Below are 20993 nucleotides of genomic sequence, written 5' to 3'. Positions count from 1 at the left end.
GCCTGGACGACGAAACTTCGTCGTCCAGGCGTGAGTTCTGTCGTCCAAGGTGCCGGGGCTCAGCCCCGTCCGGCCTGCTCCACGATCCGGTCGAAGCGCGCGCCCATCGCCTCGGCGAGCGCGCTGGCGGCCTTGAGCGGGCGGACCATCACCATGAAGTCGATGATCAGGCCGTCGTCGTCGAGGACGAGGAAGTCGCACCCGGTGATGTCGAGGCCGTCGACCTTCGCCTCGAAGACCAGCGCATGGCCCGCGTCGTCGCCGAGCTCGCGCACGTAGTGGAAGTCCTCGAAGACCTCGATCACGTTGGCCAGGATCGCCGCGGTGATGGGCTTGCCGGGGTACGGCTTGTGCGCGACCGGGCTGCGGAAGACGACGTCGTCGGCGAGGCACGCCCGCATGGCCTCGATGTCGCGCGCCTCGACGGCGGTGCGGAACGCCGCGCTCACAGCGCCGCCGCCAGCTCGGTGCCCTGCTTGATGGCGCGCTTCGCGTCCAGCTCGGCGGCCACGTCGGCGCCCCCGATGAGGTGGACACGACCGGCGAAGTCGGAGGCGAGCAGGTCGTCGTACAGGCTGCGGACCGACTCCTGGCCGGCGCAGACGACGACGTGGTCGACGTCGAGCACCTGCGGCGCTCCGTCGACGGTGATGTGCAGGCCCGCGTCGTCGACCTTGTCGTAGGAGACGCCGCTGAGCTGGTGGACGCCGAGGTCCTTGACGACGGCACGATGCACCCAGCCCGAGGTCTTGCCCAGGCCCTTGCCCTGGGCGGACTCCTTGCGCTGCAGCAGCCACACCTCGCGCTTCGGGGTGCGCGGCGCCTTCTCCGTCACGCCACCGCGTACGACGGCCGGGTCGGCCACGCCCCAGTGGGCCTTCCACTCCTCGACGGTCTCGTCGGTGTGGGCGAGCAGCTCGGTGACGTCGAAGCCGATCCCGCCGGCACCCATCACGGCGACCCGGCCGCCGACCGCGACGCGGCCGGTGATGGCGTCGGGGTAGGAGACGACCTTCGCGTGGTCGATCCCCGGGATCGACGGGGTGCGCGGCTCGACGCCGGTCGCGACCACGACCTCGTCGTACCCGGCGAGCAGCTCGGGCGTCGCCCACGTCGACAGCTTCACGTTGACGCCGAGGACCTCCATGCGGCGGCGGAAGTAGCGCAGCGTCTCGGCGAACTCCTCCTTGCCGGGGATCTGCATCGCCAGGCGGAACTGGCCACCGATCTCGTCGCTCGCCTCGAAGAGCGTGACGTCGTGGCCGCGCTCGGCGGCGCTGACGGCGGTCGCGAGGCCGGCGGGGCCGCCACCGACGACGGCGACCCGCTTGGCGGAGCGCGTCGGGCCGAGCACGAGCGTCGTCTCGTGGCAGGCGCGCGGGTTGACCAGGCAGGAGGCGCGCTTGGCCTGGAAGGTGTGGTCGAGGCAGGCCTGGTTGCAGCCGATGCAGGTGTTGATCTCGTCGGCGCGGCCGTCGCGGGCCTTGTTGACGAGCTCGGAGTCGGCGAGGAACGGGCGGGCCATCGAGACCAAGTCGATGCCCTGCTCGAGGATCGACTCCGCGACGTCCGGGGTGTTGATCCGGTTGCTCGCGCAGACCGGGATCGACACGACCTCCTTGAGGCGCAGGGTGCTGTCGACCCACGCGCCGCGCGGCACGCTGGTGACGATCGTGGGGACCCGCGCCTCGTGCCAGCCGATGCCGGTGTTGATGACGCTCGCGCCGGCCGCCTCGATCCGGTGCGCCAGCTCGACGGTCTCCTCCCACGTCTGGCCGTCGGGGACGAGGTCGAGCAGCGACATCCGGTACATCACGAAGAAGTCCGGCAGCTCCTGCCGGATCCGGCGCACGATCTCGACGGGGAAGCGCATCCGGTTCTCGGCGGAGCCGCCCCACTTGTCGGTACGACGGTTGGTGCGCGCCGCGAGGAACTGGTTGATCAGGTAGCCCTCGGAGCCCATGATCTCGATGCCGTCGTACCCGGCCTTGCGCGCGAGCCTCGCCGATGCGACGAAGTCGTCGACGGTCCGCTCGACCGCGCGCGTCGACAGCGCAGACGCCTTGAACGGGGTGATCGGCGACTTGGTCGCGCTCGCCGAGACGCTGAACGGCGTGTAGCCGTAGCGGCCGGCGTGGAGGATCTGCAGCGCGATCCGCCCGCCGTTCTCGTGGACCGCGTCGGTCACCCGCTGGTGGCGGTGCGCGTTCATCCGCGTGGTCATCTGCGAGCCGAACGGCAGCAGCCAGCCGCGCACGTTCGGCGCGTAGCCGCCGGTCACGATGAGGCCGACACCGCCGGCGGCCCGCTCGGCGAAGTACGCCGCCATCTCGTCGATGTGCCACGGCCGGTCCTCGAGACCGGTGTGCATCGAGCCCATGACCGCGCGGGACTGGAGCTCCAGCCCGCCGACGACGGCCTTCGAGGTGAGCAGGGGATAGCTGGTCATCGGTTCTCCTCGGTGTCTCCAGCGGTGGTGCCGGCGGTGGTGTGGGCGTCGATGTACTCGGTCAGCCAGCGGATCCAGAACTCCTCCATGAGGAGGCCGCCGCGCAGCACGAGGTGGATGTCGAGCTCGGCGCCGGTCAGCGCGCCGGGGTCCGGGAAGTCCCGGGCGGCCATGAACTCGTACAGCGAGAGTCGCTTGGTGTGTTCGTCGAGCTGGCGGCGCAGGTCGTCGAGCAGGGTCGCCCGGTCGCCGTACGACGCCCCGCGCATCTTGATGCCGATGCTGCTCCGCATGGCGTCGGGCGTGGTGGGCTCGCCGATCCAGCGGGCGAGCTCGGCCCGCCCCGCGTCGGTGACGGCGTAGACCTTCTTGGTCGGCCGGTCGGCCTGGGGGACGGCCTCGGCGCTGACCCATCCGTCGCCCTCCATCCGGCCGAGCACGCGGTAGATCTGCTGGTGCGTCGCGGACCAGAAGAAGCCGATCGACGCGTCGAAGCGGCGCACCAGGTCTGAGCCGGACGCGGCGCGCTCGCTCAGCGACACGAGGATCGCGTGCTCGAGGGCCATGGCACGAGGATGCCCCAGTCGGAGCGGCTATGCAACTAGTTGCGCAACTAGTTTCAGGTGGTCTGGGTCACGGGCGTGCGGGATGCAGGAATCCCCGGCTGGCCGGGGATTCCTGCGCATGCTGACGGCTGCAACCGTCACCAACCGCGAGAAGGCGTCATCCGGAGCGGCGGTGGTAGGCCTTGTTCGCGATCCGCCACGCGCCGTCGACCCGCAGGAGCACGAACACGTCGGTGAAGGTGTCCGCGCCATGCTGCAGCGTCAGCACCGCCGTCCCGGTGCTCCCGGACGTGCTCAGGTGCTCGATCCGCCGCCACCGCTCCGCCTCGTCGTCGGCGGGCTTGCCGGTGAAGAGCGCGCAGAACTCGTCGAGCGTCCACGAGACGAAGGCGCCGTCGCGCAGACCCTCGACGTGGGCGGTCGGCAGGAACGCCGCCCGGTGGTACGACGCCTCGCCGGTCGCGTGCCCCGCCACATAGGCCAGCAGCGGCTCCAGCACCTCGGGTGGCGCGGTGGCGCCGGGCGCGAGGGTGAGCCCGTGCCGCGGCGCGGCCAGGCCCGCGATGTCGTCCTCGGGTGCGAGCGGGACTCGCTCCGTCTCGGCCAGCAGGCCGGCGGCGGAGGGGGCGTGGCCGGCGAGGAGCCGGACGTCCTTGGCGAGGGCGCCGGCGGTGAAGTCGGCGCCGGCGAGGTCGCCCGCGTCCAGGCGCTGGCGCTTGGCGCGGACCAGCCCACCGACCGAGGTCCGCTCGAGGACGTGCCAGGTCAGGGCGGCGTCGAGGCCGAGCTCGCGGGCGCGGGTGCGGCTGTCGCGGAGGGTCAGCAGCGCGCCGGCCAGCACGCCGTTGGCGACCAGCTTGGCGGCGGCGGCCCGGGCGGGGGAGCCGCACGGGACGACGTCGCCGAGGTCGGCGAGCACCCCTGCGGCGGGCCCGGCCAGCGAGGGGACGCCCGCGAGCAGGGTGAGGTCGCCGGCGGCGACGGCCGGGGTCGAGCCCATCACCGGGGCGTGCAGGTAGGCCGGCCCGAGCGCGGCCGCCAGGTCCGCGGCCTCGTCCGGACCGACGGTGGCGGTGTTCACGACCACGGCGTCGTGGGGGAGCGCGCCGCTGAGGGAGTCCAGCACGGAGCGGCAGGCGGCGGCGTCGTACAGGCAGAGCAGGACGAGGTCGGCGCCGGCGACCGCCTCGGCCGCGGTCGGGGCGGAGGCCAGTCCCGGCAGGGTCCGGCCGGATCGGGTCCAGGTGGTGACGGTGTGGTCGCGGTCGGCGAGGCGGGCGGCCATGGCGGCGCCCATCCGGCCGAGGCCGAGGACGGTGACGTGCATGGGTCCATGCTGGACGAGCGCTGTCCCTGCGACTAGCGCAGATCTGGCAGTGCTGCCATGCGCGGACCGCATACCATGAGGGAGTGGACCCGGTCACCTGGCGCACCTTCCTCGCGGTCTGCCGCCTCGGCTCGCTCTCGGCGGCCGCGCTGGAGCTGGGCTACACGCAGTCCGCCATCTCCCGGCAGGTCGCCGCGCTGGAGCGGGAGGTCGGGGTGGCCCTGGTCGAGCGCCGCCCGCGCGGCGTCGTACCCACGCTGGCGGGGGAGGCCTTCGGCCGCCACGCGCAGGTCGTGGTGGCGGCCGCCGACCGCGCGGTGCGCGCGGCGCGGGAGGCGGCGCAGGGACGTCGCCTCGTGACGGTCGGGGCGACGCCGTCGGCCGCGGCCGGGCTCGTCCCGGCGGCGCTGCGCGGGCTGGACGCCGCGTGGTCGCTGACCGTCGCGCTCACCGGCGAGCTGGAGGAGCAGGTCGCGATCGGCGCGCTCGACCTCGCCGTCGTCACCGATGCGCCGCCGGGCCTGACAGCGGATCCGCGCCTGGAGCGGCGCCGGCTCGGTGACGACGTCATGCGCGTCGTCGTCGCTGCCGGCCATCCGGCGGCCACCCGCCGCCGGGGGCGCCGCCGGCCCCGGCTCGCCGACTTCGCCGAGGACACCTGGGTCGAGGACAACGAGGGCTCGGCCGCGCTGCTCCGCGCGGCGGCCGCGACGGCGGGCTTCGCGCCGCGGATCGACCTCACGGCCGCCGACCTCGCCGGCAAGACCGCCCTCGTCGCCGCAGGCCACGCGGTCGCGCTCGTGCCGGGCCTGCTGGTCCCGGCGCTGCGGCGCGACGTCGTCGCCGTGGCCGTCGCGGACGCCCCGACACGGGGGATCTACGTGACCGAGCGGGCGGGGAGTGCCCCGGACGGACCGGCCGCGGTGCTGCGCAGCAGGCTCAGGACGGCGCTCGCCGCAGGGTCCGGAACTCCTTCATCCGGCTGACATAGCGCCCCACGCGCCGCGCCGGCACCGGCCGTGGCCAGTCGGTCGCGCGGAACCATGCGTCCGAGCCGCCGTCGACGAAGACCACGCTGCCGCAGAGGAAGTCGGCCGCGTCGGAGAGCATGAAGACCACCCAGGCCGCGAGCTGGCCCGCGTCGCCGAAGCCGCCGATCGGCACCGGGAACGCCCGGATCCGCCTGGCCTCGGCCAGCGTCGCGAGCTGCTGCTCCAACAGCGGGGTCATGATCGCGCCCGGGGCCAGCGCGTTGAGCCGGATGCCCGCGCCCGCCCACTCGCGGGTGACTGCCTGGCGTCGTACCCAGTGGGAGACGGCGACCTTGCTCGCGGCGTACGCGAAGGTCGGCGCCGCCCTGCCGAGCAGCCGCAGCGTACCGAGCGCCCTCTCGACGTCGCCCTCGAGCAGCGCCCGGACGACCCGCTTCGGCACCATCGGCACCGTCGTCGTGGAGTTGCTGGAGAAGACCACGACCTTGGCGCGGTCGGCCTTCGCGAGCGCCGGCCGCCAGGCGTCGAGCAGCTCGACGACGCCGAGCACGTTGACCTCGGCGATCAGCCGCGCGCGGTCACGGCCGGGCGCGGGTCCGAGCCCGGCGGCCAGCACCGCCCCGTCGAGTACGCCGCCCGCCAGCTCGAGCACGGCCGCCGAGGCAGCGCGTCGGCCGGCCGGCGTGGAGAGGTCGGCCGTGACGTCGGCCTGCTTGACGTCGACCCCGATGACGCGGTGGCCGTCGGCGAGGAGCCGCTCGACGACGGCGGCGCCCATGCCGGAGGCGGACCCGGTGACTGCGTAGGTACCCACGCAGCGACTCTAGAACAGGTTCTACTTGGCGGGTACCTGGTCCTCCCGCTCCGACTGCGCCGACTGGTCCGCCCGGTCCGCCCGCTCGCGGGTGACGGCGGCCCACGGGCTCCACAGGAACCACCGCGGCAGCGCCCGGACCAGGCGCGGCGGGCCGGCGACCTCGAGCCGGCCGGCGTCGACCGCCTCGCCCCACGAGCAGTAGCCCTGGAAGACGTCGGCCAGCGCCGGCGTCGTACCGGCCACCTCGACGTCCACCTCGAAGCCCGGGTGCTGCAGGCAGACGGACACCTCGCTCTGCGCCATGACCAGCCAGATCGAGACGGGGTCGGGCGCGGTGTGCCGGAACTCCACCACCGTCCGGCCCGGCGGCAGCCGCTCGTGGTCGACCCGGCGGTGCATCCACCACATCAGCGTCGTGGGCGCCACGTCGTGCGGCCGCAGCTCCTCGAAGAGCCACTCGATCGCCCAGCGACCGAGGCTGTCGATGACCCGCTCGAGGTCGCGCCCGGCCGGCGTGAGGTGGTACTCGCTGCCGCGCCCGGTCGGCGCCGGCCACATCTCCAGCACGCCGCGCTTCTCCAGGTGCCGCAGCCGCTGCACCAGCAGCGAGCGCGAGATGCCCGGCAGGGCGCGGGCGATGTCGTTGAAGCGGGTGTTGCCGAGCACCAGCTCGCGGATGATGAGCGGCGTCCAACGGTCCGCGACCACCTCGGACGCCATCGAGACGGGGCAGTAGTTGCCGTAGTCGGGCATGCGCCCATGGTCCTCCGGCACGGCGGCCGCCGCCAGCAAATGGAACCTCTGGTCGCGCGCGCTGTCGAGGTCGCGAATCCGAACCGGCGAGGTCACGAATGTGGACTGGTTGCGCCGTCGCGCCCGGCGGACATTGGACGCATGACGATCACCGACACCACCCAGACGGCCGGACAGCCCACCAGCAGCACGGCCACCACCACGACCCCGCTCGAGCGCGCCCGCGAGATCGGGCCCCGCATCGCCGCCCACGCCGCCCGCCACGACGCCGAGGGCAGCTTCGTGTCCGAGGCGTACGACGAGCTGCGCGCCGCCGGCCTGCTCCGGGCCGCCGTCCCGGTCGAGCTCGGCGGCGACGGCGCCACCGTCCGCGAGCTGACGGCGCTCCAGCGCGAGCTCGGCCACCACTGCGGCTCGACCGCCCTGGCCAGCGCCATGCACCAGCACGTCGTGGCGTTCACGGCGTGGCGCTACCGCCGCGGCCTGCCGGGCGCCGAGGCGACCCTGCGCCGCGTGGCGGAGGAGCAGATCCTCCTCGTCTCCACCGGCGGCGGCGACTACACGCACCCGCACGGCGATGCCGTGAAGGTCGACGGCGGCTACCGCGTCACCGGCCGCAAGCGCTTCGCCAGCCAGTCCGAGCAGGGTGCGGTGATGTCGACGATGTTCTGCTTCGACGACCCCGAGCAGGGGCGCCGCGTGCTCAACATGGCCGTCCCGTTCGCGTCCGAGGGCGTCACCGTCGCCGACAACTGGGACACCCTCGGCATGCGCGGCACCGCCAGCAACGACATCGACCTCGTCGACGTGTTCGTGCCCGAGGAGAAGGTCCTGGCCAACCGGCCGTGGGGTGTCCTCGACCCGCCGCTGCAGGTCATCTCGAGCATCGCGTTCCCCATCGTGACCGGCGCCTACCTCGGCGTCGCCGAGGCCGCGTACGACGCCGCGGTGGCCGCCGCCTCGCGCCGCGCCTCGGACCCCAGCGCGCAGCGCCAGGTCGGCGTGATGCGCTCGCGGCTCCAGGTCGCCGGCTGGGCCCTCGACGGAGCGCTCGCACTCGTCGGCGACGACCCGACGCCGTCGTACGACACCGTGCTCGCCGTGATGGCCGCCAAGGCCGAGGTCGCCCGAGCGGGGCTCGAGGTCTGCGACCTCGCCATGGAGGTCGCCGGCGGCCCCGCCTTCTTCAAGGGCTCGGTCATCGAGCGGGCCTACCGCGACATCCGTGCGGTCAAGTTCCACCCGTTCACCCCGGAGGACACCCTCCTCGCGCTCGGCCGCGACGCCCTCGGCACGGAGGCCTGAGCACCCCGGAGCACCGGGAGTACCGAGAGCACCGGGAGCACCGGCCGGGCCGCCGCGACGTGGGGTAGCGGCGGCCCGGCCCGCCCGCCGAGTTGGCGCTTCCGCCCGTCGAGTTGGCGGTTTCGCGCGTCGAGTTGGCGGTTTCGCGCGTCGAGTTGGCGGTTTCGCGCGTCGAGTCGGCGGTTCGTGGCCTAGCGGCCGCCGAGGACCCCGGCGTCGAACGCCTTGAGCACCGACGCCTTGTCGGCGGCGGTCAGGTCACCGTCGTCGACCGCCTGGTCCAGGCGGTCGGAGAGCTCGGTGCGGTGCTCCGCCCTGGCGGCTGCGCGCAGGGTCTCCAGCGCGTCGGACACCTTGTCCTCGTCGATGCCGAGCTCCTCGGCCAGCGCGGTCACGAACGCCGCCTCCCGCTCGGCGCGCTCCTCGTCGGTCGGCGGTGTCGGCTGCTCGCCGTCGGCGGGCCTGCTGTCGGCGTCCGGCCTCAGCTCGTCGCGGACGGCGTCGAGGGCGTCGGACACCTTGTCCTCGCTGACGCCGAGGGCCTTCGCGAGGGCCGCGGCGTCCACGGGACCGCCGCGGCCGTGTCCACCGGGGCCGCCGGGGCCGCCGGGGCCGCCGGGACCGGGCTCGCCCGCGGTGGCGCTGGACGAGTCGGAGGTGGTGCCCGTGTCGTCCGCGGCGTGGGCGGACAGGCTGGCGGCGGTCACGCCGCCGGCGACGGCGCCGGCGGCGAGCAGGGCCGCGGCGCGGGTGCGGTACGTGGTCATCTCGGTCTCCTTGTCTCTGTCCCGCCTCGCTGGGGGACCTGCCTCGACGGTGCCGACGGCGGCTGGGGGAGCGCTGCGCCACGGCTGGGAGGAGCCTGTGAGTGCCCACGGAACGCGTCAGTGTTGACTAACGCGTTAGTGCTGACTAACGTGTACGACGTGACCGACCCCCTCAGCGCCGCAGCGGAGCCCAACCGGCGCCGCCTGCTGCAGCTGCTGGCGAGCGGTCCGCAGAGCGTCACCGAGCTGGCCGGGCAGTTCCCGGTGACCCGCTCGGCGATCAGCCAGCACCTGCTCGTCCTCGCCGAGGCCGGGCTGGTCACCGCCGAGAAGTCCGGCCGGCAGCGCTTCTACCGGGTCGTGCCCGACGGGCTGCGCCGGCTCCAGGCCGAGATCGACCGGTTCTGGACCGCCGAGCTCGACCTGCTGGTCGCCGACGCCGACGAGCTCCACCGCGCCGGTGCGCACCCGCCCACCCGTGCCCCCGACAGCCACGACCCCGACAGCCACGACCCCGACAGCCAGGAGTGAAGCCATGACCTACGCGAAGACCGTGTCCCTGCCCGTCCCTGCCGACGAGGCCTTCGCCCTCGTCACCCAGCCCGAGCGCCTGCGGCGCTGGATGGCCGTCACCGCGCGGCTCGAGCTGCGCGCCGGTGGGGCCTGGCGCTGGACCGTCACGCCGGGCAATGTCGCCGGCGGCACCGTCCGTGAGGTCGAGCCCGGCCGCCGGGTCGTCCTCGACTGGGGCTGGGACCTGATGCCGGGAGCCGAGGGCTCGCTCGGGACCGTCACGGTGACCGTCGAGCCCGCCGGTGACGGCTCCACGGTCACGCTCGTGCACGAGGGCCTCGACGTGGAGCAGGAGGCCAGCCACGCGGAGGGCTGGGACCACTTCCTCGGCCGGCTCGAGGTCGCCGCGGCCGAGGGCGACGCGGGCCCCGACGACTGGGCTGCCGCGCCCGACCCGATCGACGAGCTGGTCGCCGCCGAGGCGGCCCTCGCCGTGCTCCAGCACGTGCTGCGCCAGGTCGGTCCCGGCGACGGCGACCGGGCGACCCCGTGCTCGGAGTTCACCGTCGGCGAGCTGACCGAGCACCTGCTCGACACCCTCGTCGACCTCGGTGCGATGGCCGAGGCCGAGCTCACCCGGCCCGAGGGCGCCGACGCGGAGGACCGCGTCGCGGTCCTCGCCGCCGAGGTGGTCGAGGCCTGGCGCCGCCGCGGCCTCGACGGCATGGCGCGCAGCCCGTTCGGGGAGGCCCCCGCGCCGGTCCTCGCCGGGATCGTGGCCCTCGAGCTGCTGGTCCACGCGTGGGACTTCGCACAGGCGACCGGCGCCGTCATCACGGTCAGCGACGAGCTCGTCACCTACGTCGCAGGCCTCGCCGAGCGGGTCGTCCCCGGTGCCCGGGGCCGTGCCTTCGCCGAGGAGTCGCCGGCTCCGGTGGACGCCGATGCCCTCACGCGGCTGGCGGCGTACACGGGTCGGACGCCGCTGGCGCTGGTCTGAATCCCCGGGGGTGGTCGCCGCGATGTGCGCGGCGTCACCCCCGCGGGAGGCCGTGCGCTACTCTGGGTGCACCACCGGACGCCGTCGTACGACGGGCACCCGGTGACGTTCACCCGATCGGCGCCCTCCCGCAGCAGCGCGAGCCGTCGTCGACCGACCTTGCGATGAAGACCTCGCGGCGCTGTTCGCGATGGGAAGGACACCTGTGGCTCGAGGAGGCCAGCGGGGAGCGACGCAGCAGCGGCGCAACAACCCGCAGGCGGCGCGGACGCGTCGCAACGAGGAGGGCATCATCCCGCAGCTCGCGCGCGCCGTGCGCGAGGTCGAGGCGGCCGTCGCGCGCCGATCGGCGATGCCGGAGGTGCGCGCGAAGTTCCAGGTCGTGGCCCTGCTCGCCCGCGAGGAGCGGGCGCGGGTGAAGAACGACCCGGACCTCTCCGACAGCCGCCGCGGCGAGGAGCTCAAGCGCCTCGACGGGATCGCGACGATCCTCGCCCAGACCGCGGCCCGCGACAGCACGCTCTTCACGCTGCTCGACGAGAACGCCGAGATGTCGGAGTCGGCGAAGGCCATGCGCCGCGAGCTGCTCCGCAAGGCCGGTGTCGACGAGCCCGAGCCCGAGCCGGTGCCCGTGACGGTCGACCCCGAGACGGCGGCCCTGCTCGAGAAGCGGGTCATCCCGCAGTCGGTGCAGGCGCGCCAGCTCGCCAACCCCTTCCTCGCCCCCGACTTCGAGCACGCACGGGCCAAGGTCCGCCCGCGCCGGCTGGCCGGCTGGGAGCTGCTGGAGCCGCTCTTCCGGTCCTTCGAGCGCGCGGCGCCCGACGCCCCGGCGTGCATGCCGCTGCCCGACGCCGACCAGCTCACCAACCTCACCGGGCTGCACGGCCCGGTCGGGCGCGAGCTGATGCACCACCAGGCGCAGCTCATCGGCTCGGCAGCGCTGGGCCACCGCACCTACCTGCTCGCCGACGAGCCCGGCCTCGGCAAGACCGCCCAGGCGCTGCTGGCCGCCGAGGCGGCGGGCGCGTTCCCGCTGCTCGCCGTCGTCCCCAACGTCGTCAAGACCAACTGGGCGCGCGAGGTCGAGATCTGGACGCCGCACCGCAAGGCGACGGTGCTCCACGGCGACGGTGACGACGCGGACGGCTTCGCCGACGTGTTCGTCGTCAACTACGAGATCCTCGACCGCCACGTCGGCTGGCTCGGCACCCACGGCTTCCGCGGGATGATCGTCGACGAGGCGCACTACATCAAGAACAAGACCTCCCAGCGCTCGCAGAACGTCCTGGAGATCTCCAACCGGATCCGCGCCCGCGTCGCCCGGCCGCTGATGATGGCGCTGACCGGCACCCCGCTGATCAACGACATCGAGGACTTCCGCGCGATCTGGCAGTTCCTCGGCTGGATCGACGACGTCGTCCCGCAGGGCAGCCTGATGGAGGCGCTGGAGGAGACCGGGCTGACCCCGGCCGACCCGGCCTTCTACCCCGCGGCCCGACGCGCCGTCATCGACGAGGGCATCGTGCGCCGCCGCAAGATCGACGTCGCCGCCGACATCCCCGCCCGCCGCGTCGCCGACATGCCCGTCGAGCTGGAGGGCGAGGCCGGCCGCTCGATCCGCAAGGCCGAGCAGGAGCTCGCCCGCCGCATGGTCGAGAGGTACGACGCCGCACTGTCCACGCGTCGAGCCGGAGCCGTCGTCGAGGGCATCGACCGCCACCTGGTCCGCCAGGTCGCGGGCTGGGAGCGCGAGGACAACTCGACCAAGACCGGCGAGAACGTCTTCATGATGATGCGCCGGATCGGTCAGGCGAAGGCCGGTCTCGCGGCCGACTACACCGCCCAGCTGGCCCGCAACGTCGGCAAGGTCGTCTTCTTCGCCAAGCACATCGACGTGATGGACCAGGCGGAGAGGACCTTCACCGAGCGCGGCATCAAGTTCACCTCGATCCGCGGCGACCAGTCCTCGACCGCGCGCCAGAAGGCGATCGACGCGTTCGTGAACGACCCGGAGGTGCAGATCGCGGTCTGCTCGCTGACCGCCGCCGGCGTCGGCCTCAACCTGCAGGTCGCCTCCAACCTGGTGCTCGCGGAGCTGTCGTGGACCGACGCCGAGCAGACCCAGGCCATCGACCGGGTCCACCGCATCGGCCAGGCCGAGCCGGTCACCGCCTGGCGCGTGATCGCGACCCAGACCCTCGACACCCGCATCGCCGAGCTCATCGACAAGAAGGCCGGGCTCGCCGCCCGCGCCCTCGACGGTGCCGGCGAGGAGGTCGAGGGCGGTGCGATCGACCTGCAGACCGAGGCGCTGGCGGCGCTGCTGACCGCGGCGCTGGAGGCGCGCGGGGACTGACGGTCCGGGCGATGTCACACTTCCCGCCGCTGTCCCGTCCACCTGTCATGAGCACACGCATCGCAGTGGCAGGTGGGACGGGACTGGTCGGCCGGCTGGTCGTCGACGAGGTACGACGGGCCGGCGCGACCCCGGTCGTGGTCGCCCGGTCCGCGGGCGTCGACCTGACGACGGGCGCCGGCCTCGACGAGGCCCTGGCGGGCGTCGACGCGGTCGTCGACGCCAGCAACGTCGAGACCATGAGCGGCAAGGTGTCGGTCGCCTTCTTCGAGGCCGCGACCCGGCACCTGCTGCAGGCCGGGGAGCGGGCGGGGGTGCGCCACCACGTCGCGCTCTCGATCGTCGGCTGCGACGTCGTCGACCTGCCCTACTACCTCGGCAAGAGACGCCAGGAGGAGCTTGTCACGGCCGGCCCGGTGCCGTGGACGATCGCGCGCGCGACGCAGTTCCACGAGTTCGCCGGCCAGCTCGTCGACCGCAGTCCCGGCCCGTTCGCGCTGGCCCCGCGGATGCTGAGCCAGCCGGTCGCGGCCGCGGAGGTGGCCGCCCTGCTGGTCGCGACCGCCCTCGGTGAGCCGCAGCACGCCACGCGCGAGCTCGGCGGCCCGCGGCCGGAGCGGATGGACCGGCTGGTGCGCGCGGAGCTGCGCCGGCGCGGGGAGCGGCGCGTCGTCGTACCGCTTCCGATGGCGGGGGCTGCCGGCCGCCAGGTCAAGGGCGGCGGACTGCTGCCGGGGCCGGGCGCGACGCTCGGCCGGCAGACCTTCGAGGAGTGGGCGACGGGTGCCTGAGCGCAGCGACGAGCTCGCCACCGCGTACGACGCCCTGCGGCCCCGCATGGTGCGCGTCGCCTACGCGATCCTCGGCTCGCGCGCCGAGGCGGAGGACGTCGTCGCCGACTGCTGGACCCGGCTCGTCGACGCCGACGCCCGTGAGCCGGTCCGCGACGTCACGGCATGGCTGACGGTCGCGGTCGCGCGGGCCGCCACCGACGTGCTCCGCTCCGCGCGGGTACGGCGGGAGGCCTACGTAGGCCCGTGGCTCCCGGAGCCCTTCGTGGTCACGGCCGCCGAGACCGCCGACCCGGTCGACCGGGTCACCCTCGACGAGACCGTCGGGTACGCACTCCTGGTCGTCCTGGAGGCGCTCTCGCCGGCGGAGCGGACCGCGTTCGTGCTGCACGACGTCTTCGGCATGGGCTTCCCCGAGATCGCCTCGGTGGTCGGTCGGACACCGGCGGCCGTGCGCCAACTCGCGTCCCGGGCGCGCGCCCACCTCGCCGCGCAGCGACCGCGCTTCGAGGTGGACCGGACGGCCCACGAGGAGGTCCTCGGACGCTTCCTCGCGGCGGCGGCCGGTGGCGACCTCCAGGCGCTCGTGGCGACCCTCGACCCCGACGTCGTCGTCACCTCGGACGGTGGCGGCGTCGTCAGCGCGGCCCGTCGTCCGGTGCTCGGCGCCGACCGTGCGGCGCGCTACGTCCTCGGCATCGTCGCGAAGTACGTCGACCAGCAGGCCGAGGTCGACCTGCTCCTCGCCAACGGTCTGCCCGCCATCGGGATCCGCCAGGGCGGCGTGCTCACCTCGCTGGTGGTGCTGACCGCCCGGGCCGGGCGGGTGGCGCGGGTCGACATCGTGCGCGCGCCGGCGAAGCTCGCGGCCGCCGACCGGCGATGAGCCTCAGCCGGTGGTCGCCGGCTGGGTCGTGAGCTGCCGGTCGGCGTACCGGAAGCCGGCGATGAGCACGCTGAACAGCACGGTGATGCCGATGCAGACGACGGCGACGTGCGCCCAGCCCTCGGCGCGGAAGTCGAGGAACGGGTAGGGGACCCACCGGGTCGCGCCGGCGACGGCGAGGGTGACGGCCAGCCAGGCGATCGGCCACGCGAAGGCCACGGCGACCGCCCGGCCGTCGACGCGCGGGCGCGGGCCGAACGCGAACCAGCCCACGACGGCCAGCACCGGGACGACCATGTGCAACAGCTTGTCGGCGGCCCAGTCGGCTCCGGCGAGGTCGAGCAGCGGGCGGAGCAGGAAGAAGTGCACCAGCCCGGTGACCGTGATGCCGACGGTGGCGGCGAGGCGCAGCGCCCGGAAGGCGGCGCCGTCGCGGTCGGGGGAGAGCGCGAGCAGGGTGGTGGCGACCGCGACCAGGATGTTGCTCTGGATCGTGAAGTAGGCGACGAAGCGGGCCAGCCGGAGGCCGAGGCCCGGGGGCTCGACCTCGTCGAGCACCCGCCCGCCCTGCACGACGAGGACCAGCTGGAGGACCACGGCCGCCACGGTGACCGCGGCCGTGAGCACGTGCCAGCCGCGCGCGCCGCGCATCAGGGTCCCTCGGCGTCGGGGGTGAGCAGGTGCTGGATCGCGTCGCCGTACAGCGCGACGACGCGGTCCGTGTCGGCGGCCGTGACGAGGGGGTCCTCCTGCCGGAAGACGAGGTTGAGCAGGCCGCCGAGCTGGGCGACCGCCAGCGCGACCCGCAGCTCACGGTCGGGGCCGGTCAGCCGGGGCGCGAGCGCGGCGACATAGGTCTCGGCCGTGTGGCGGTTCATCTCCTCGCGGACCTGGTCGAGGTGGGCGGCCTGGGCGAGGGCGAGGTAGCGCTGGCGGAGCAGCGGACGGCCGGGCTCGAGGAAGTAGGCGACCAATCGACGCCCGACGGTCTCCAGTGGTCCGTCGAGGACCGTCCCGATGCCGGTGGAGGTGTCGACGCAGCGCAGGAAGAGCGCCTCCTTCGACCCGAAGTGCCGGATGACCAGGGCGGGATCGACGCCCGCCTCGTGGGCGATCGCGCGGACCGACGCGTCGAACCCGCGCTCGGCGAACAGCCGCCGGGCGGCTTCCTCGATCGCGGCCCGCGTGGCCCGCCCCGCCGGCCGCAGCTGGCGCTCGTCCGGCGGGGCCGGACGGTCGGGGGAGGAGGTCTTGGTCACACCGCAACCGTAGGGCATCGACCAGCCCGGTCAACGGTGTTGACAGCCCTTCGGTCAACGCCGTTGACTGGTTGACCGTGACAACTACTGCGCCTGCGGCGAGTGCCGCGACCGGTGGCCGCACCGGGTCGCCCCTGCTGACCGTCGCCGTCCTGTGCCTCGGTGGACTGGTCGTGTCGCTGACCCAGACGATGGTCATCCCGATCCAGGGCCAGCTCGGGATGCTGCTGCGCACGAGCGAGGCCAACGCGTCGTGGGTGGTCACCGCGACCCTCGTCGCCGGCGCCGTCTCGATGCCGATCTCCGGGCGCCTCGGCGACCTGTTCGGCAAGCAGCGCGTGCTCGTGGTCAGCTCCTCGCTGCTCGTGCTCGGCTCGCTCGTCTGCGCGCTGAGCAGCTCGCTCGCCCCGATGCTGGCCGGCCGCATGCTGCAGGGCCTCGCGATGGGCTTCATCCCCGTCGGCATCGCGCTGATGCGCGAGGTCGTGCCGCCGCAGTTCGCGGCGACCGGCATGGCCGCGATGAGCGCCACGCTCGGCGTCGGTGGTGCGATCGGCCTGCCGCTGTCGGCATGGATCGTGCAGGACTTCAGCTGGCACACCCTGTTCTGGGTCTCGACCGGCCTCGCGGCGCTCGTCGCCGCGGCCGTCGTGCTGCTCGTGCCGCACGTGCGCGACGCCGTGCCCGGCCGCTTCGACGCCGTCGGTGCGGTGGGCCTGGCGGTCGGCCTGGTCGCGCTGCTCGTCGCGGTGTCGAAGGGCAACGACTGGGGCTGGGCCCACGGGCGCACCCTCGGCCTCGTCGCCGCTGCCGTCGTCGTCCTCGTCGCCTGGGGCAGCTACGAGCTGCGCGTCGCCGACCCGCTGTGCGACCTGCGGGTCACCGCCCGCCGCCCGGTGCTGCTCACGAACGTCGCCGCGATCGCGATCGGCTTCGGGATGATGGCCCAGGCGATCGTCGTACCCCGGCTCCTGCAGTCGCCGGAGGCCACCGGCTACGGCCTGGGGCAGAGCCTGCTCGAGACGGGCCTCTGGCTCGCGCCCGGTGGCCTGGTGATGATGGCCTTCTCGCCCGTGTCGGGTCGGCTGATCCGCCTGGTCGGCGCCCGCCGGACGCTGATGGTGGGCGCCACGGTGCTCGGCCTGGGCTACGTGTTCGCGATCTTCCTGACCGACGCCCCGTGGCAGCTCCTGGTGTCCAACTGCATCACCTCGGCCGGCATCGGGATCGGGTACGCCGCCATGCCGACCCTCATCCTCGAGTCCGTCCCGCTGAGCGAGGCCGGCTCGGGCGTGGGCATCAACGGCCTGATGCGCTCCATCGGCACGAGTGTCTCCTCCGCCGTGATGGCGGCCATCCTGACGTCCTCGACGACCAGCCTCGGCGGCTACGAGATCCCCGACGAGAGCGCCTTCCGGATCTGCTTCGTCGTGGGCGCCGCGGCCGCCTTCGCCGGGGTCCTCCTGGCCGCCCTGGTGCCCGCCCGCCGAGCGGACAGGTGACCAGTCTCAGATCCGGTCACATGTCCGTGACAAGACATCACGGGTACCCGGAACCTCGCCGTTCCCCGGTCGTTGATCGGAGTGCGTGGCTGCGGTGACTGGGGGGTTTCGCGACACGCGCAGGGGCGGCTCCGGCCCGAGACCGGAGCCGCCCCGCTTCCGTTCATGCGCAAGGATGGCCGCGTGTCCGCCGGCCCGCTGATCCCGTCCGACCCGTCCGCCGACGAGGTCCGCCGATCGGCCCTGCGCCGGATGCGTACGGTCGCCGTCTCGCTGCTGCTCCTCGCCGCCGCCGTGTACGCCGCCACGCTCGGCCGCGACGGTGCCTGGGGCTTCGTCAACGCGGGCGCCGAGGCGTCGATGGTCGGCGCGATCGCGGACTGGTTCGCGGTCACCGCGCTGTTCAAGCACCCGCTCGGGCTGCCGATCCCGCACACCGCGCTGATCCCCAAGCGCAAGGACGACCTCGGCAAGGGTCTCGAGCAGTTCGTCGGGGAGAACTTCCTGCAGGCCGACATCATCCGCGAGCGGGTGCTCGGCGTGCAGATCGCGCAGCGGGTGGCGGACTGGCTCGCGGTGCCGGCCAACGCCGAGCGGGTGGTCACCGAGGTCGCGGAGGTCGCTGCGGTCGCGCTCGGCAAGGTCCGCGACGACCACATCGAGGCGCTCGTCAACGAGGCCCTGGTGCCGCGCTTCCGGGAGGAGCCGATCGCCCCGCTCCTCGGCGGGCTGCTCGCCGAGGCCCTCGAGGACAACCTCCACCACGGCGTCGTCGACCTGATGCTGGAGGAGATGCACGACTGGCTGGTCGCCAACCCCGACACGGTGCACGAGGTGCTGGGGGAGCGGGCGCCCTGGTGGGCGCCGGACAGCGTCAACACCTATGTCATCAACCGCGCCCACCTCGAGATGGTGCGCTGGATGGCCGAGATCCGCGACACCCCCGACCACCGGGCCCGCCGCGCGCTCGACTCGATGCTCGAGCGGCTCTCGGACGACCTGCTGGAGAACCCGGACACCCAGGCGCGGGCCGACCGGCTCAAGGAGCGCGTGCTCGAGCACCCCGCGGTGATCGGCACGGCCGTCACGCTGTGGAAGGCGCTCCGCAAGGCGCTGCTGACCTCGCTCGACGACCCGCAGGGCGCCGTACGACGCCGGCTGCTCGTCGAGGTCGAGGCGGCCTCGGCGCGGCTGCGCTCCGACGCCCCGCTGCGCGAGCGGATGGACCGGATGGCCGCCGACGCCGCGGTCTTCGCCGTCGAGCGCTACGGCACCGAGCTGACCGCGGTCATCACGCACACGATCGAGCGCTGGGACGGCAAGGAGGCGGCGCAGCGCATCGAGCTGCACGTCGGCCGCGACCTGCAGTTCATCCGGATCAACGGCACGATCGTCGGCGGCCTGGTGGGCCTGCTGATCCACGCGATCTCCGTCTGGATCCACTGATTTCCGCCGGCGTGGCGCCCCATGTGGGCACGCTCCGCTCGCCGCAAATCAGTCGATCCAGACGGGTGCTGGTTCACTGATGGCCATGTTCGGCCGGAAGCGCAAGGACCCCGACCCCATCGAGCCCGAGGGCCCGGTGCCCGTCGACGTCGCGATCCGCGACGAGGTGATCCGGCTGGGTCAGTTCCTCAAGCTCGCCAACCTGGTCGAGTCGGGTGCCGACGCGAAGCCGGTCATCGCCGACGGGCTGGTCCAGGTCAACGGCGAGGTCGAGACCCGTCGCGGGCGCCAGCTGCGCGTGGGCGACGTGGTGGTGCTGGAGGGGCAGGCTGCCCGGGTCGCCGACGGCGACGCCCCGGACAACCTGCCCTGGTGAGACGGGTCAGCGAACAGCCAGCAGGTCCACGACGAAGATCAGCGTCTCGCCCGGCTTGATCACGCCGCCGGCGCCACGGTCGCCGTAGCCCAGGTGCGGCGGGATCACGAGCTGGCGGCGGCCGCCGACCTTCATGCCCTGCACGCCGGTGTCCCAGCCCTGGATGACCTGGCCGATGCCGAGGCGGAAGTCCAGCGGGGTGCCGCGGTTGTACGACGCGTCGAACTCCTCGCCGGTGGACAGGGCGACGCCGACGTAGTGCACCGACACGGTGCTGCCGGAGGTCGCCTCGGCGCCGTCGCCGACGGTGAGGTCGGTGATGACGAGGTCGGTGGGCGGGGTGGGGTCGACGAAGTCGATCTCGGGCTTCTGGCTCATCCCGCAAGCCTACGGCGTGCCCGACGCCGCCCCGCGGCGTGGCCTGCGCCACCCGGTGGCGTGCCCGGATCTGGCGCCATTGCCGCCCGGAGGCGGCCGGGTCCGCGATACGCTGCGGGCCAGCGTCCCCACTTCTGGATGGGAGGGGTGGGGCAGGGGTCGTTCTCGGGGGTAGTGGTGCGGGTCAACACGACGGGCGTCGAGTCGTGGCCTGTCCCCGGTGGCTCGACCCGGCTCGTCTACTCCGCCGGCAGCCACCCGGGCCGGATCCGGACCGTCAACGAGGACTCCTCGCTGGTCGCCCCGCCCGTCTTCCTGGTCGCCGACGGCATGGGCGGCTACGCCCGCGGCGACGTCGCCAGCCGGCTGGTCGTCGAGGCGTTCGAGCCGCTGTCCGCCCGCGCGCGCGTCGAGCCCGGTGACGTCGAGGCGGCGATCGCCGCGGCGCAGGTGCGCGTCTCCGCGCTGGCCGCCGAGTTCACCACGGCGCCCGGGTCCACGCTCGTGGCGGCGGCGTACGTCCTCCAGGACGGGCACGGCTACTGGCTGGTCGCCAACCTCGGTGACTCCCGCGCCTACTCCTACGCCCACGGCGTGCTCGAGCAGATCTCCAAGGACCACTCGGTCGTGCAGGAGCTCATCGACGCCGGCCGGATCACCCGCGAGGAGGCGATCGGCCACCCCGAGCGGCACGTGATCACCCGTGCGATCGGCGCGCTCACCGACGCCGAGCCGGACTTCTCCCTGGTCCCCGCCGGGCCCGGGTCGCGGCTGCTGCTGTGCTCCGACGGACTGACCTCGGAGCTCTCCGACACCGCACTCGTGCACATCCTCACCGGCCAGCTGCCGCCCGACGAGGTGGTGGCCACGCTGGTCGACGCCGCGGTCGCCGCCGGCGGGCACGACAACGTCACCGTGGTGGTCGTCGACGTCGAGGGCGGCGACGAGCATGCGACCGAGCGCACCCAGCCCTTCCCGGCGGTGCAGCCATGAGCGCGTCCTACGCCGTCGGCGAGCTCGCCACCCTCGTCACCCCGCAGGGCATCGTCCTCGCGGCGGCCGACCGTCTCGCCGACCTCGTCCCGCTCGCCGGCGCCGACATCGACCCGCTGAAGGTCGTCGAGGCGCTCTCGCGGGGCGCGCTCGGCGACCTGCCCGACTTCGCGGTCGTCTGCGTCGACGGCAGCGAGGCGCGGGTCCTGGTCCGCGGCGGGTTCGCCGTGCGGATCGCCGGCTTCGCCGTCGAGGGACGCGACGCCGCCACCTGGACCGAGGCCACCGCCGCCCTCACGCCCGGCGACACGGTGGAGGTCGCCCGGTTCGGTACGCCGCTCGCCGGTGCCACCCTCCCGATCACCGCCGGCGTCGTGCGCAGCGCCGGGCTGGCCTGGGTCCCCGTGCCCGCTGCGGAGGCCGAGGACCCGGCGCCTGCCGCGGTCCGGATCCCGGCGCCCGCCGCCGCTCCCGAGCCCGTCGAGGCCGCGCCTGTCGAGCCCGCGCCCGTCGA

21 protein-coding genes and 1 pseudogene are annotated in these 20993 nt (G+C 73.9%); 12 read left to right on the top strand and 10 right to left on the bottom strand.

The window, feature by feature from the left end:
• Positions 1–59: 59 nt before the first annotated feature.
• The 4 genes from AC2YHB_RS16835 to AC2YHB_RS16820 all read right to left on the bottom strand — a co-directional run bounded on the left by AC2YHB_RS16835 (position 60) and on the right by AC2YHB_RS16820 (position 4342).
• Positions 60–449 carry a nuclear transport factor 2 family protein gene (locus tag AC2YHB_RS16835; protein ID WP_487354316.1) on the bottom strand — a complete coding sequence of 130 codons (390 nt, stop codon included), beginning with the start codon at positions 447–449 and terminating at the stop codon, positions 60–62.
• Positions 446–2449 carry an NADPH-dependent 2,4-dienoyl-CoA reductase gene (locus tag AC2YHB_RS16830; RefSeq protein ID WP_036541980.1) on the bottom strand — a complete coding sequence of 668 codons (2004 nt, stop codon included), beginning with the start codon at positions 2447–2449 and terminating at the stop codon, positions 446–448. Before AC2YHB_RS16830 ends, AC2YHB_RS16835 begins: the two co-directional genes overlap by 4 nt.
• The gene (locus tag AC2YHB_RS16825) at positions 2446–3015 is read right to left on the bottom strand and encodes a PadR family transcriptional regulator (RefSeq protein ID WP_487354315.1); all 570 of its coding nucleotides are present in this window, start codon (positions 3013–3015) and stop codon (positions 2446–2448) included. The genes AC2YHB_RS16830 and AC2YHB_RS16825 overlap by 4 nt, the downstream gene beginning before the upstream one ends.
• 157 nt (positions 3016–3172) lie before the next feature.
• Positions 3173–4342 (bottom strand): nuclear transport factor 2 family protein, encoded by a 1170-nt coding sequence (locus tag AC2YHB_RS16820; RefSeq protein ID WP_179650550.1) that lies wholly within the window; start codon positions 4340–4342, stop codon positions 3173–3175.
• 83 nt (positions 4343–4425) lie between these two features.
• Between AC2YHB_RS16820 and AC2YHB_RS16815 the strand changes: the two genes are divergently transcribed.
• Complete coding sequence (locus AC2YHB_RS16815) at positions 4426–5328, top strand: LysR family transcriptional regulator (protein ID WP_179650552.1); 903 nt, start codon at positions 4426–4428, stop codon at positions 5326–5328.
• On the opposite strand, the gene AC2YHB_RS16810 is transcribed toward AC2YHB_RS16815, so the two are convergent.
• Both AC2YHB_RS16810 and AC2YHB_RS16805 read right to left on the bottom strand, forming a co-directional pair.
• Positions 5282–6148 carry an SDR family oxidoreductase gene (locus AC2YHB_RS16810; protein WP_487354314.1) on the bottom strand — a complete coding sequence of 289 codons (867 nt, stop codon included), beginning with the start codon at positions 6146–6148 and terminating at the stop codon, positions 5282–5284. The genes AC2YHB_RS16815 and AC2YHB_RS16810 overlap by 47 nt on opposite strands.
• Before the next feature lie 21 nt (positions 6149–6169).
• The gene (locus AC2YHB_RS16805) at positions 6170–6904 is read right to left on the bottom strand and encodes a winged helix-turn-helix transcriptional regulator (protein ID WP_487354313.1); all 735 of its coding nucleotides are present in this window, start codon (positions 6902–6904) and stop codon (positions 6170–6172) included.
• A 141-nt stretch (positions 6905–7045) separates the two neighbouring features.
• Between AC2YHB_RS16805 and AC2YHB_RS16800 the strand changes: the two genes are divergently transcribed.
• The gene (locus AC2YHB_RS16800; RefSeq protein WP_487354312.1) at positions 7046–8209 is read left to right on the top strand and encodes an acyl-CoA dehydrogenase family protein; all 1164 of its coding nucleotides are present in this window, start codon (positions 7046–7048) and stop codon (positions 8207–8209) included.
• A gap of 191 nt (positions 8210–8400) precedes the next feature.
• Here AC2YHB_RS16800 and AC2YHB_RS16795 read toward each other — a convergent pair whose 3' ends face one another.
• Positions 8401–8976, bottom strand: coding sequence for a hypothetical protein (locus AC2YHB_RS16795; RefSeq protein ID WP_487354311.1), 576 nt, complete (start codon positions 8974–8976; stop codon positions 8401–8403).
• A gap of 159 nt (positions 8977–9135) precedes the next feature.
• Here AC2YHB_RS16795 and AC2YHB_RS16790 point away from each other — a divergent pair, with 159 nt between their 5' ends.
• The 5 genes from AC2YHB_RS16790 (at position 9136) to sigJ (ending at position 14525) form a co-directional block, all read left to right on the top strand.
• On the top strand, positions 9136–9507 hold the full coding sequence (locus AC2YHB_RS16790) for an ArsR/SmtB family transcription factor (RefSeq protein ID WP_487354310.1): 372 nt from the start codon (positions 9136–9138) through the stop codon (positions 9505–9507).
• Between the two features lie 4 nt (positions 9508–9511).
• A complete protein-coding gene (locus AC2YHB_RS16785; protein WP_487354309.1) occupies positions 9512–10489 on the top strand; it encodes a TIGR03086 family metal-binding protein in 978 nt (325 codons plus the stop codon).
• 205 nt (positions 10490–10694) lie between these two features.
• Entirely contained in the window at positions 10695–12848 is a 2154-nt protein-coding gene (locus tag AC2YHB_RS16780; protein WP_036541994.1) for a DEAD/DEAH box helicase, read from the top strand.
• 47 nt (positions 12849–12895) lie between these two features.
• On the top strand, positions 12896–13639 hold the full coding sequence (locus AC2YHB_RS16775) for an SDR family oxidoreductase (protein ID WP_487354308.1): 744 nt from the start codon (positions 12896–12898) through the stop codon (positions 13637–13639).
• Entirely contained in the window at positions 13632–14525 is an 894-nt protein-coding gene (gene sigJ, locus AC2YHB_RS16770; RefSeq protein ID WP_487354307.1) for an RNA polymerase sigma factor SigJ, read from the top strand. Before AC2YHB_RS16775 ends, sigJ begins: the two co-directional genes overlap by 8 nt.
• 3 nt (positions 14526–14528) lie before the next feature.
• Here the strand turns inward: sigJ and AC2YHB_RS16765 are convergent, their stop codons facing one another.
• Complete coding sequence (locus AC2YHB_RS16765; protein ID WP_487354306.1) at positions 14529–15176, bottom strand: Pr6Pr family membrane protein; 648 nt, start codon at positions 15174–15176, stop codon at positions 14529–14531.
• Positions 15176–15784, bottom strand: a complete 609-nt coding sequence (locus AC2YHB_RS16760) for a TetR/AcrR family transcriptional regulator (protein WP_487354305.1) — start codon at positions 15782–15784, stop codon at positions 15176–15178. The genes AC2YHB_RS16765 and AC2YHB_RS16760 overlap by 1 nt, the downstream gene beginning before the upstream one ends.
• Before the next feature lie 77 nt (positions 15785–15861).
• Between AC2YHB_RS16760 and AC2YHB_RS16755 the strand changes: the two genes are divergently transcribed.
• The 3 genes from AC2YHB_RS16755 to AC2YHB_RS16745 all read left to right on the top strand — a co-directional run bounded on the left by AC2YHB_RS16755 (position 15862) and on the right by AC2YHB_RS16745 (position 19108).
• Entirely contained in the window at positions 15862–17286 is a 1425-nt protein-coding gene (locus AC2YHB_RS16755) for an MFS transporter (RefSeq protein WP_487354304.1), read from the top strand.
• Positions 17287–17469: 183 nt separating this feature from the next.
• On the top strand, positions 17470–18732 hold the full coding sequence (locus AC2YHB_RS16750) for a DUF445 domain-containing protein (RefSeq protein WP_487354303.1): 1263 nt from the start codon (positions 17470–17472) through the stop codon (positions 18730–18732).
• Between the two features lie 166 nt (positions 18733–18898).
• The gene (locus tag AC2YHB_RS16745; RefSeq protein ID WP_487354344.1) at positions 18899–19108 is read left to right on the top strand and encodes an RNA-binding S4 domain-containing protein; all 210 of its coding nucleotides are present in this window, start codon (positions 18899–18901) and stop codon (positions 19106–19108) included.
• Between the two features lie 6 nt (positions 19109–19114).
• Here AC2YHB_RS16745 and AC2YHB_RS16740 read toward each other — a convergent pair whose 3' ends face one another.
• Positions 19115–19486, bottom strand: coding sequence for an FKBP-type peptidyl-prolyl cis-trans isomerase (locus AC2YHB_RS16740; RefSeq protein ID WP_036542003.1), 372 nt, complete (start codon positions 19484–19486; stop codon positions 19115–19117).
• 177 nt (positions 19487–19663) lie between these two features.
• Here AC2YHB_RS16740 and AC2YHB_RS16735 point away from each other — a divergent pair, with 177 nt between their 5' ends.
• Both AC2YHB_RS16735 and AC2YHB_RS16730 read left to right on the top strand, forming a co-directional pair.
• Entirely contained in the window at positions 19664–20479 is an 816-nt protein-coding gene (locus AC2YHB_RS16735) for a PP2C family protein-serine/threonine phosphatase (RefSeq protein WP_179650575.1), read from the top strand.
• A pseudogene (locus AC2YHB_RS16730) lies at positions 20476–20993 on the top strand (hypothetical protein); the annotation flags it as partial. The gene AC2YHB_RS16735 and the pseudogene AC2YHB_RS16730, both read left to right, overlap by 4 nt.

The organism is Nocardioides sp. SRI_004, from assembly GCF_057586415.1.
Note: the sequence above shows the minus strand (reverse complement) of the source record. Positions and strands in the feature narration are given on the sequence as shown.

What these genes read in the sequence shown, in the direction of transcription:
- AC2YHB_RS16820 (WP_179650550.1), bottom strand. Translation starts at nt 4,342, where the DNA reads ATGCACGTCACCGTCCTCGGCCTCGGCCGGATGGGCGCCGCCATGGCC.
- AC2YHB_RS16825 (WP_487354315.1), bottom strand. Translation starts at nt 3,015, where the DNA reads ATGGCCCTCGAGCACGCGATCCTCGTGTCGCTGAGCGAGCGCGCCGCG.
- AC2YHB_RS16775 (WP_487354308.1), top strand. Translation starts at nt 12,896, where the DNA reads ATGAGCACACGCATCGCAGTGGCAGGTGGGACGGGACTGGTCGGCCGG.
- AC2YHB_RS16740 (WP_036542003.1), bottom strand. Translation starts at nt 19,486, where the DNA reads ATGAGCCAGAAGCCCGAGATCGACTTCGTCGACCCCACCCCGCCCACC.
- AC2YHB_RS16795 (WP_487354311.1), bottom strand. Translation starts at nt 8,976, where the DNA reads ATGACCACGTACCGCACCCGCGCCGCGGCCCTGCTCGCCGCCGGCGCC.
- AC2YHB_RS16830 (WP_036541980.1), bottom strand. Translation starts at nt 2,449, where the DNA reads ATGACCAGCTATCCCCTGCTCACCTCGAAGGCCGTCGTCGGCGGGCTG.
- AC2YHB_RS16785 (WP_487354309.1), top strand. Translation starts at nt 9,512, where the DNA reads ATGACCTACGCGAAGACCGTGTCCCTGCCCGTCCCTGCCGACGAGGCC.
- AC2YHB_RS16765 (WP_487354306.1), bottom strand. Translation starts at nt 15,176, where the DNA reads ATGCGCGGCGCGCGCGGCTGGCACGTGCTCACGGCCGCGGTCACCGTG.
- AC2YHB_RS16800 (WP_487354312.1), top strand. Translation starts at nt 7,046, where the DNA reads ATGACGATCACCGACACCACCCAGACGGCCGGACAGCCCACCAGCAGC.
- AC2YHB_RS16805 (WP_487354313.1), bottom strand. Translation starts at nt 6,904, where the DNA reads ATGCCCGACTACGGCAACTACTGCCCCGTCTCGATGGCGTCCGAGGTG.